The organism is Streptomyces spinosus (assembly GCF_020400655.1).
GTDB classification, from domain to species: Bacteria; Actinomycetota; Actinomycetes; order Streptomycetales; family Streptomycetaceae; genus Streptomyces; species Streptomyces argyrophylli.
This window is the reverse complement of the sequence record NZ_JAINRC010000010.1, coordinates 120,539-131,430: the sequence shown is the minus strand read 5'-3', so window position 1 is coordinate 131,430 and position 10,892 is coordinate 120,539. Positions and strand designations below refer to the sequence as shown.

The window sequence follows — 10,892 nt, the reverse complement described above, 5'->3', positions numbered from 1 at the left end:
GCCTTTCAAGGGCCGTCACTACGGTGTGGAAAAAGGAGAGGAAAACCGGTGTCGGCCGAAAGCGGAGATGCGTGGATGAACGGGCCCGGAACCGACTCAGCTCTGGCACGGCGGCTCGCCACGGCCATACCGTCCCAGCACCGCAGGCTGGTGACCGAACTGGTGCGCACCGCCGTGACCGAGGCCATCGAAGCGGCCCGGCCGGGCACGGTGGACACCCTCGACCCGGCAACCCCGTTCGCCGCGCAGGGACTCGACTCCCTCGCCGCCGTCGACCTGCACCGGAGGCTGACCGAGCGGACCGGGCTCGACCTGCCGGTCGGTGTCGCCTACGACTGCCCGACCGTGCACGACCTCGCGGCCCGCCTGCTCGCCGAGGTCCACGGCACGACGGACGTCCCCGACGAGCCCGCCGCCGACGGCGGCGCCGACGAACCCGTCGCGGTCGTCGGCATCGGCTGCCGCTTCCCCGGCGGCATCTCCACGCCCGCCGACCTGTGGCGGCTGCTCACCGAGGGCGGCGAGGTGCTGTCCGGCTTCCCGCAGGACCGCGGCTGGGACCTGGACGCCCTCTTCGACGAGGACCCCGAGGTGCCCGGCAGCGCCTACGTCCGCAGCGGCGGATTCCTCGACACCGCCACCGAGTTCGACGCCGACTTCTTCGGCATCAGCCCGCGCGAGGCGCTCGGCATGGACCCCCAGCAGCGGCTCGTCCTGGAGACCTCCTGGCAGGCCCTGGAGGACGCCGGCATCGACCCCACGGGACTGCGCGGCACCCCGGCCGGCATGTTCTTCGGCGCCGAGGTGCAGGAGTACGGGCCGCGCCTGCACGACGCCCCCGACGGACTCGACGCCTACCTGCTCGCCGGGAACGCGGGCAGTGTCATCTCCGGCCGCGTCGCCTACGTGCTGGGCGCCGAGGGACCGGCCGTCACCGTCGACACCGCGTGCTCCGCCTCCCTGGTCGCCGTCCACCTGGCGTGCCGCTCGCTGCGGCAGGGCGAGTCCTCGCTGGCGCTCGCGGGCGGTGTCGCCGTCATGGGCGGTCCCGGTGTCTTCACCGCCTTCAGCCGGCAGCGGGGCCTCGCGCCCGACGGCCGCTGCAAGGCGTTCGCCGCCGCCGCGGACGGCACCGGATTCGCCGAGGGCGTCGGCGTGCTCGTCCTGGAACGGCTGAGCGACGCGCGCCGCAACGGGCACCGCGTCCTGGCCCTCGTACGCGGGTCGGCCGTCAACCAGGACGGCGCCTCCAACGGCCTCACCGCGCCCAACGGCACCTCCCAGCAGCGGCTGATCCGCCGGGCACTCGCCGACGCCGGCCTCACCGCCGCCGACGTCGACGTGGTCGAGGCGCACGGCACCGGTACCCGGCTCGGCGACCCCATCGAGGCGACCGCGCTCCTGGCCACCTACGGCCAGGGCCGGCCCGCCGACGCCCCGCTGCTGCTCGGCTCGGTCAAGTCCAACCTCGGCCACACCCAGGCCGCCGCCGGCGCCGCCGGCATGATCAAGACGATCCTCGCCATGCGGCACGGCCGGGTACCGGCGACCCTGCACGTCGACGCACCCACCCCGAACGTCAACTGGGCCTCCGGCGCCGTCGAACTCGTCACCGAGGAACGCGCCTGGCCCCGAACCGGCCGGGCTCGGCGGGCGGGCGTGTCCTCGTTCGGCGTCAGCGGAACCAACGCCCACGTCATCCTGGAGGAGCCGGACCCCGCGGACGCCGGTCTCCCGGCACGGCCGCGGGACGCGGACGGCGACGCGGACGCCGGTTCGCCGCGGCGGCCGCAGCCCGGGGCGGAGAACGCCGGTACCGGCACCCCCCTGCCCTTCGCCCTGTCCGCCCGCGGCGAAGCCGCCCTGCGCGCCCGTGCCGCCGATCTGCTGCCCCTCGTGGACGAGACCGACCCGCTGGACCTCGCCCACGCGCTGGCCACCACCCGGGCCGCCCTCGACGACCGGGCCGTCCTCGTCGCCGCCGACCGCGACGAACTGCGCACCGCGCTGGAGGACCTCGCCTCGGGAGCCACCGCGCCCACCGGGCGCGTCGACGGCGAGCTGGCCTTCCTGTTCACCGGGCAGGGCAGCCAGCGGATCGGCATGGGCCGCGAACTGGCCGCCGCCTACCCCGTGTTCGCCGACGCCCTCGACGAGGTCTGCGCCCACTTCGACCTCCAGCTCGACCGGCCCCTGGCGGACGTCCTGTTCGCCGCGCCCGGCACCCCGGAGGCCGGGCTGCTGCACCGTACCGAGTACGCGCAGCCGGCCCTGTTCGCCGTGGAGGTCGCCCTCCACCGGCTCCTGGAGAGCTGGGGCCTCGTCCCGGACCAGCTCGCCGGGCACTCCGTCGGCGAGATAGCCGCCGCGCACGTGGCCGGCGTGCTCACCCTCCAGGACGCCACGATCCTGGTCGCCGCCCGTGGCCGGCTCATGCAGGCGCTGCCCGAGGGCGGCGCCATGGTCGCCGTACGCGCCGCCGAGGACGAGGTCGCGCCGCTGCTCACCCCGCGCACCGGCATCGCCGCCGTCAACGGGCCCGCCTCCGTCGTGGTCTCCGGCGACGCGGACGACGTCGAGCGCATCGACGCCGAACTCGCCGCGCGCGGCCACGACACCAAGCGGCTGCGGGTCAGCCACGCCTTCCACTCGCCGCTGATGGAACCGATGCTGGACGCGTTCCGGCGCGTGGTGCACGTCCTCGACTTCGCCGAGCCGCGACTGCCGGTGGTCTCCACCGTCACCGGCGGGCCCGTCACCACCGAGCTGTGCGACCCCGAGTACTGGGTGGAGCACGTACGCGCCCGGGTCCGCTTCCACGACGCCGTCCGCGTCCTCGCCGACACCGGCGTGCGCACCTTCCTGGAGGTCGGCCCCGACGCCGTGCTGACCGCGATGGGCCCCGACTGCACCGACGTTCCCGACGCCGCCTTCCTGCCGGTGCTGCGGCGCGAGCGGCCCGAGGCCCGCGAGGCCGTCGGCGCGCTCGCCGCCGCCCACGCCCGGGGCGTCCCCGTCGACTGGCGGCGGCACTTCACCGGCCTCGGCGGCCGCCGGATCGACCTGCCGCCCTACCCGTTCCAGCGGCGCCGCTTCTGGCTGGAGCAGCGCGCCGCCACCGACGCCGCGGGCCTCGGCCAGCTCCCCGCCGGCCACCCGCTGCTGGGTGCCGTGGTGGCAGTCGGCGCCGAGGGCGTCGTACTGACCGGGCGGCTGTCCACCCGGACCCAGCCCTGGCTCGCCGACCACGTCATCGCCGGGCGGGTGCTGTTCCCGGGCACCGCCTTCGTCGAACTCGCCCTGCGCGCCGGCGAACACGCCGGCGCGCACACCCTGGAGGAACTGACCCTCGGCGCCCCGCTCGTGCTGCGCGCCGACGAGGACGTCGCCGTCCAGGTCGCCGTCGGCGAACCCGACGAGGCCGGCCGCCGCCCCGTCACGGTGCACACCCGCGCCGACGAAGCCGCCCCCTGGACCCAGCACGCCGCCGGCGTCCTCACCACCGCCGCCCCCGCCGCCACGGCCGGCCTGACCGAGTGGCCACCGCCAGGCGCCCGGCCGCTCGACACCGCCCGCGTCTACGCCGACCTCGCCGACCAGGGCTACGGGTACGGCCCCGCCTTCCAGGGCCTGCGCGCCGCCTGGCGGCACGGCGACGACGTCTACGCCGAGGTCGCGCTGCCCGGGGAAGCCGCCACGGACGCCGCGCAGTTCGGCCTGCACCCGGCTCTGCTCGACGCGGCCCTGCACGCCGCCGATCTCGACGCCCCGCCGCGCCCCGAGGTCCTGGTGCCGTTCGCCTGGAGCGGCGTCACCCTGCACGCCACCGGCGCCCCCGCCCTCCGCGTGAAGATCACCCGGGCCGGCAGCGACACCATCGCCCTGCGCCTCGCCGACGCCACCGGCGCCCCGGTCGCCGACATCGAGGCCCTGACCTCCCGTCCCGTACCCGCGGGCGACGTCCTGTACGCGGTGCGCTGGTCGCCCCACCCCCGACCGGCGACCAGCGCACCACCCCTGCGCACCGCCGTCCTCACGGACTCCGTGGACGCCCTGCTCGACGGCCCGGCCCCGGACGCCGTCGTGCACCGCGTGCCCGGCCCGGCGGACGCCGACGCCACCACGGCGCGCGCCCACGTCCACCATGTCCTGCGGCTGCTGCGCACCTGGCAGGAGGACGAGCGCCTGGCCGGCACCCGGCTCGTCGTCGTCACCCCGCCCGGCAGCCCCGCCCACGCCGCCGTCCGCGGCCTGGTCCGGTCCGCCCAGGCGGAGAACCCCGGCCGCTACGTCCTCGTCGAGCACGAGCAGCTGCCCGGTGAGGCCGACCTGCGCCAGGCCCTCGCCACCGGCGAACCCGAACTGTCCCTCGCCGACGGCGCGTTCAGCGTGCCCCGGCTGACGGCCCAGCCCGCCGGGGACCACGCCGCGCCCGACTGGGGCACCGTCCTCGTCACCGGCGGCACCGGCGGCCTCGGCGCGCTGCTCGCCCTGCACCTGGTCCGCGCCCACGGCGTGCGCCGCCTGGTGCTCGCCGGCCGCCGCGGCACGGCCCCCGGACTGCACGCCGAACTCACCGCGCTCGGCGCCGAGGTGACCGTCGCCGCCTGCGACGTGGGCGACCGCGAGGCGCTGCGCCGGCTGCTCGCCGAGCACCCCGTCGACTCCGTCGTGCACGCGGCGGGCACCGTGCGCGACGGCGTCGTGGACACCCTCACCGACGCCATGGTGGACGAGGTCTTCCACGCCAAGGCGCTGGGCGCCTGGCACCTGCACGAGCTGACCCGGGACCGCGACCTCGCCCACTTCGTGCTGTTCTCCTCCCTCGCCGCCGTCCTCGACGGCCCCGGCCAGGGCAACTACGCCGCCGCCAACGCCTACCTCGACGCCCTCGCCGCGCACCGCGCCGCCCTCGGCCTGCCCGCCACCGCGCTCGCCTGGGGCCTGTGGGACACCGACAGCGGCATGGGCGCCGCACTGGACGAGGCCGCCCGCGAGCGCATCGCGGCCTACGGCGTCCCCGGCCTGTCCGCCGCCCGCTCCCTGGAGCTGTTCGACGCCGCCGTCCGCTCCCGCGCACCCCACCTCGTCCCCGTCGAGATCGACGCCGCCGCCGTACGCCGCCGCCCCGACGGCATACCGCCGCTGCTGACCGGCCTCGTCCGCCCGGTCACCCGCCGCGCCGCCGCCGGCCCCGCACCCGCCACGGCCGCGGACGGACAGCTCGCGGCACTTCCCGCCGCCGACCGCGACCGCGCCCTGCTCGACCTGGTGCGCACCGAAGTCGCGGCCGTCCTGAGGCACGACGGACCCTCCGCCATCGACCCCGGCCGGGCCTTCACCGACCTCGGCTTCGACTCCCTGGCGGCCGTGGAGCTGCGCAACCGGCTGGGCACCGCGACCGGGCTGCGGCTGCCCGCCACCCTCGTCTTCGACCACCCCACCTCCCGCGCCCTCGCCGGGCACATCCGCGACACCCTCTTCGGCACCGGCCCGCAGCACACCCCCGCCGTCGCCACCCGCACCGCGCCGGACGACGACCCGATCGCCATCGTCGGCATGAGCTGCCGCTACCCCGGCCAGGTCCGCTCCCCGGAGGACCTGTGGCGGCTCGTCGCCGACGGCGTCGACGCGGTCGGCGGCTTCCCGGCCGACCGCGGCTGGGACACCGAGGCGCTGTACGACCCGGAGCCGGGCACCCCCGGCCGCACCTACACCCGCGAGGGCGCCTTCCTGTACGACGCGGCCGAGTTCGACGCCGGCTTCTTCGGCATCAGCCCCCGCGAGGCCACCGCCATGGACCCGCAGCAGCGGCTGCTCCTGGAGGTGTCCTGGGAGGCACTGGAACGCTCCGCCATCGACCCGCACCGGCTGCGCGGCTCGCGTACCGGCGTGTTCGCGGGCGTCATGTACCACGACTACGGCACCTGGCTCGCCGAGGTGCCCGAGGACCTCGCCGCCTACCTCGGCAACGGCAGCCTCGGCAGCGTCGTCTCCGGCCGGGTCGCCTACGCCCTCGGCCTGGAAGGACCGGCCGTCACCGTCGACACCGCCTGCTCCTCCTCCCTGGTCACCCTGCACCTGGCGGCGCAGGCGCTGCGGCAGGGCGAGTGCGACCTCGCCCTGGTCGGCGGCGTGACCGTCATGTCGACACCGGACACCTTCGTCGACTTCGCCCGGCAGCGCGGACTGGCCGCCGACGGCCGCTGCAAGTCCTTCGCCGCCGCGGCCGACGGCACCGGCTGGGGCGAGGGCGCCGGCGTGCTCGTCGTGGAACGCCTCTCCGACGCGCGCCGCAACGGCCACCGCGTGCTCGCGCTGGTCCGCGGCTCCGCCGTCAACTCCGACGGCGCCTCCAACGGCCTGACCGCGCCCAACGGCCCCTCCCAGCAGCGCGTCATCCGCGCCGCGCTGGCCGCCGCCGGGCTCGGCCCCGCCGACGTCGACGCCGTCGAGGCGCACGGCACCGGCACCACCCTCGGCGACCCGATCGAGGCCCAGGCCCTGCTGGCCACCTACGGCCAGGACCGCGCCGAACCGCTCTGGCTCGGCTCGGTCAAGTCCAACATGGGACACACCCAGGCCGCCGCCGGTGTCGCCGGCGTCATCAAGATGGTCATGGCGATGCGCAACGGGGTCCTGCCCAAGACCCTGCACGTCGACGCGCCGTCCCCCCAGGTCGACTGGGACGCCGGACAGGTGCGGCTGCTCACCGAGCCGCGCCCGTGGGCCGCCCCGGACCGGCCGCGCCGCGCCGGTGTGTCCTCCTTCGGGATCAGCGGCACCAACGCCCACGTGATCCTGGAGGAGTTCCCCGAGCCCGAGCCCGAGCCCGCCGAGCCGGACCCCGCCACCGCCCCGCCGCTGCTCGCCCTGCCCGTCTCCGCCCGCTCGCCCGAGGCCCTGCGCGGCCAGGCCCGGCGCCTGCGCGAGCTGACCGGCACCACCGCGGCCGACCTCGGCCTGGCCCTGGCCACCACCCGCGGCACCCACCCGCACCGCGCCGTGCTCCTCGCCGGCGGCGACGACGAGGCCGCCGCCGCGCTGGACGCCCTCGCCCACGGCACCGAGGCACCCGGGCTGCTCGTCACCGGCTCCGCCACCGACGGCACCCTGGCCTACCTGTTCTCCGGTCAGGGCGCCCAGCGCCCCGGCATGGGCCGCGACTGGTACGACGCCTTCCCCGTCTACGCCGAGCACTTCGACCGCGCCGCCGCCCTCTTCGACAAGCACCTCGAACGGCCCCTGGCCGAGGTCGTGTTCGGCGACGACCCCGACACCCTGGAGCAGACCGCCTACACCCAGGCCGCGCTGTTCACCACCCAGGTCGCGCTCTACCGGCTGCTGGAGTCCTTCGGGCTGCGCCCCGACTGGCTGGCCGGCCACTCCGTCGGCGAGTTCGCCGCCGCGCACGTCGCGGGCGTGTGGTCGCTGCCGGACGCCGTCACCGCGGTCGCCGCCCGGGGCCGGCTCATGCAGGAGCTGCCCGAGGGCGGCGCGATGACCGCCATACAGGCCACCGAGGAGGAGGTGGCGGCGCTGCTGGACGGGCGCTGCGGGATCGCCGCCGTCAACGGCCCCCGCGCCGTGGTCGTCTCCGGCGACGAGGACGCCGTCGCCGAGGTCGCCGCGCACTTCCCGACGGCCCGCCGGCTGCGCGTCTCGCACGCCTTCCACTCGCCCCGCATGGAGCCCATGCTGGCCGCGTTCCGGGAGGTCATGACCGGCATCGAGGCCGCCGAACCGACCGTGCCCCTCGTCTCCACCCTCACCGGCGCCCCGGCCGGTGCCGCCGAACTCGGCTCCGCCGACTACTGGGTGCGGCACGTGCGGGAGACCGTGCGCTTCGCCGACGCCGTCACCACGCTGGCCGCGAAGGGCGCCGGCACCTTCCTCGAACTCGGCGCCGCACCCGTGCTCACCGCCCTCGGCCCCGACTGCCTGCCGGACGCCGCGGACACCGCGTTCGTCCCGGCCGGCCGCAAGGACACCGACCCGCTGCGCGGCCTGCTGGCCGCCCTGGCCGCCGTGCACACCCGCGGCTTCGACGTCGACTGGGCGGCGCTCTACGCGTCGTACCAGGGCCGCCGGGCCGAGCTGCCCACCTACGCCTTCGAGCACCGCCGCTACTGGCTGCCCACGCCCGCCGTCGCGGTCGGCGACGCCGCCGGACACGGGCTCGCCGCGGCCGGCCACCCGCTGGTCAGCGCCCGCCTGGACCTGCCCGGGGACGCCGGGGTGCTGCTCACCGGCCGGATCTCCACCGCCACCCACCCGGTCCTCGCCGAGCACGCCGTGCTGGGCACGGTCCTGGTGCCCGGCGCCGCGCTGGTCGACCTCGCCCTGCACGCCGGGCGTCTCACCGGGCGCCCCGTCGTGGAGGAGCTGACCCTCCAGGCCCCGCTGGTGCTGGATGCGGACACCGCCGTCCACCTCCAGGTCGCCACCGGACCCGACGGCACCGTCGAGATCCACTCACGCCCCGAGAACGCCCCCGCGGACGAGGGCTGGACCCGGCACGCCACCGGCACCCTCACCGGCTCCGCCGCCGCGCCCCCGCCCGCGCCCGGCGCCTGGCCGCCGCCCGGCGCCACCCCGCTCGACGTCACCGGCCTCTACCCGCGCCTGCACGCCGAGGGGTACGACTACGGCCCCGTCTTCCGCGGCGTCAAGGCCGCCTGGCGGCACGGCGACGCGCTCCTCGCCGAACTCGAACTCCCCGACTCCGCACGGCAGGACGCCGCCCGGCACACCCTGCACCCGGCCCTGCTGGACTCCGCGCTGCACGTCACCTCCCTCGCCGACGGCGAACCGGGCGAGACGTCCGACGGCATCGCCCTGCCCTTCGCCTGGACCGGCGTCGCCGCGCACTCCCAGGGCGGGCTCACCGCCCGCGTCCGCGTCACCCCCGGCCCCGACGGCACCCGCATCGACCTCGCGGACGGCGAGGGCAGTCCCCTCGCCACCGTCGAGTCCTACGTCACCCGCCCGGTCACCGCCGACCGGCTCACCCAGCGGCGGCGCCACCTCTACGCCGTCGGCGACGAACCGCTGCCGGAGGCCGCCGGACGCCCCGACCGCCGCACCTGGGCGGTCCTCGGCGACGACGACCTCGGCCTCGGCGTCCCCGTGCACGCCGGCCTGGAGGCGCTCGGCACTCCCGTGCCCGACGTGGTGATCCTGCCCGTCACCGCGCCGCCCGCCGACGGCGAGCGGCTGCCGGGCGCCGTGCGCGCCGTGCTCGACCGCACCCTCACGGTCCTGCGGGCCTGGACGGCCGACGACCGGTACACCGGGTCCGTGCTGGTGGTCCTCACCGGTGGCGGCCTCGCCGACGCCGCCGTGCACGGCCTGGTGCGGGCCGCGCAGGCCGAGGACCCGGGCCGCGTCCTGCTCGTCGCACGGACCGGCCCCGACGGCCCCGTACCGGACCGGGCGGCGCTCGCCGCCCTCCTCGACTCCGGGGAGCCGGAGGTCCGCTGGCGCGACGGCCGCGCACACGCCCCGCGCCTGGAGCGCGCCGACGACTCCCCGGCACCGGACCGCCCGTGGGGCACCGTCCTCGTCACCGGCGGCACCGGCGGACTCGGCGCCCTCGTCGCCCGCCACCTGGCCGGCCGGCACGGTGTCACCCGCCTGGTGCTCACCAGCCGTCGCGGCCCCGGCGCGCCCGGCGCCGCCGACCTGCGCGCGGACCTGGCGGAACTGGGCGCCGAGGCGGAGATCGTCGCCTGCGACGTGTCCGACCGCGCCGCGCTCGCCGCCCTGCTCACCGCGCACCCCGTGGACAGCGTCGTCCACACCGCCGGCGTCCTGGACGACGCCCTGGTGGCCTCCCTGACCCCGGAGCGGCTGGACACCGTGCTGCGGCCCAAGGCGGACGCCGCCTGGCACCTGCACGACCTCACCCGGGACCGGGAGCTGTCCCGCTTCGTGCTGTTCTCCTCGGCCGCCGGCACCCTCGACGCCTCCGGCCAGGGCAACTACGCCGCCGCCAACGTCTTCCTCGACGCGCTGGCCGCCCACCGCGCCGCACTCGGCCTGCCCGCCACCTCCCTCGCCTGGGGACTGTGGTCCGGCGGCGGCATGGGCGCCACCCTCGACGAGAGCGGGGTCCAGCGCATCGAACGCTCCGGCATCGGCGCGCTCGACCCGGACGAGGGACTTCAGCTGTTCGACGCCGCCGTGGCCACCGGCAGCCCCGCCCTGGTACCGGTACGGCTGGACACCGCGGCCCTGCGCCGGCGCGGCGACGACGTCCCGGCCGTGCTGCGCACCCTGGCCGGCGTCACCGCCCGCACGGCCGGCGACGACCCGGCCCGCACCCTGGGCGAGCGGCTGGCCGCGCTGCCCGCCGCCGACCACGAGCACACCGTCCTGGAGGCGGTCCGCACCGAGGTCGCCGCCGTCCTCGGCCACGCCGGACCGGCCGCCGTCGAACCGCGCCGCGCCTTCACCGAGCTCGGCTTCGACTCGCTCGCCGCCGTCGAACTGCGCAACCGGCTGAACGCGGTCTGCGGACTGCGCCTGCCCTCCACGCTGATCTTCGACTACGCCACCCCGGCGGCCCTCGCCGGCCACCTCCTCGAACGGCTCCTCCCGGACACCGCGGACCCCGAGCCCCCGGCCGCCGCGCACGGCGACGACGAACTGCGCGCCCTGATCTCCCGCATCCCCGTCGCCCGCATCCGGGAAGCCGGCCTGCTCGACAGCCTGCTGAAGCTGTCCGAGCGCACCCCGGCCCCCGCCCCCGCCGACCGCGCCCTGGACATCAAGTCCATGGCCGTCGCCGACCTGGTGCGCGCCGCGCTCGACCGCAGCGCCACCCAGTGACCCCGCCCCGGTGCCGGACGACGCGCCGCGTCCGGCACCGGGCCACCCGTACCGGCGCA

The 10,892-nt window shown here is 77.1% G+C and carries 1 protein-coding gene; it reads left to right on the top strand.

Features of this window, described 5'->3' with window-relative positions; genetic code table 11:
• The first annotated feature begins 75 nt into the window (after positions 1 to 75).
• Positions 76 to 10,833, top strand: coding sequence for a type I polyketide synthase (locus LG395_RS41215; RefSeq protein WP_263982778.1), 10,758 nt, complete (start codon positions 76 to 78; stop codon positions 10,831 to 10,833).
• Positions 10,834 to 10,892: the final 59 nt, after the last annotated feature.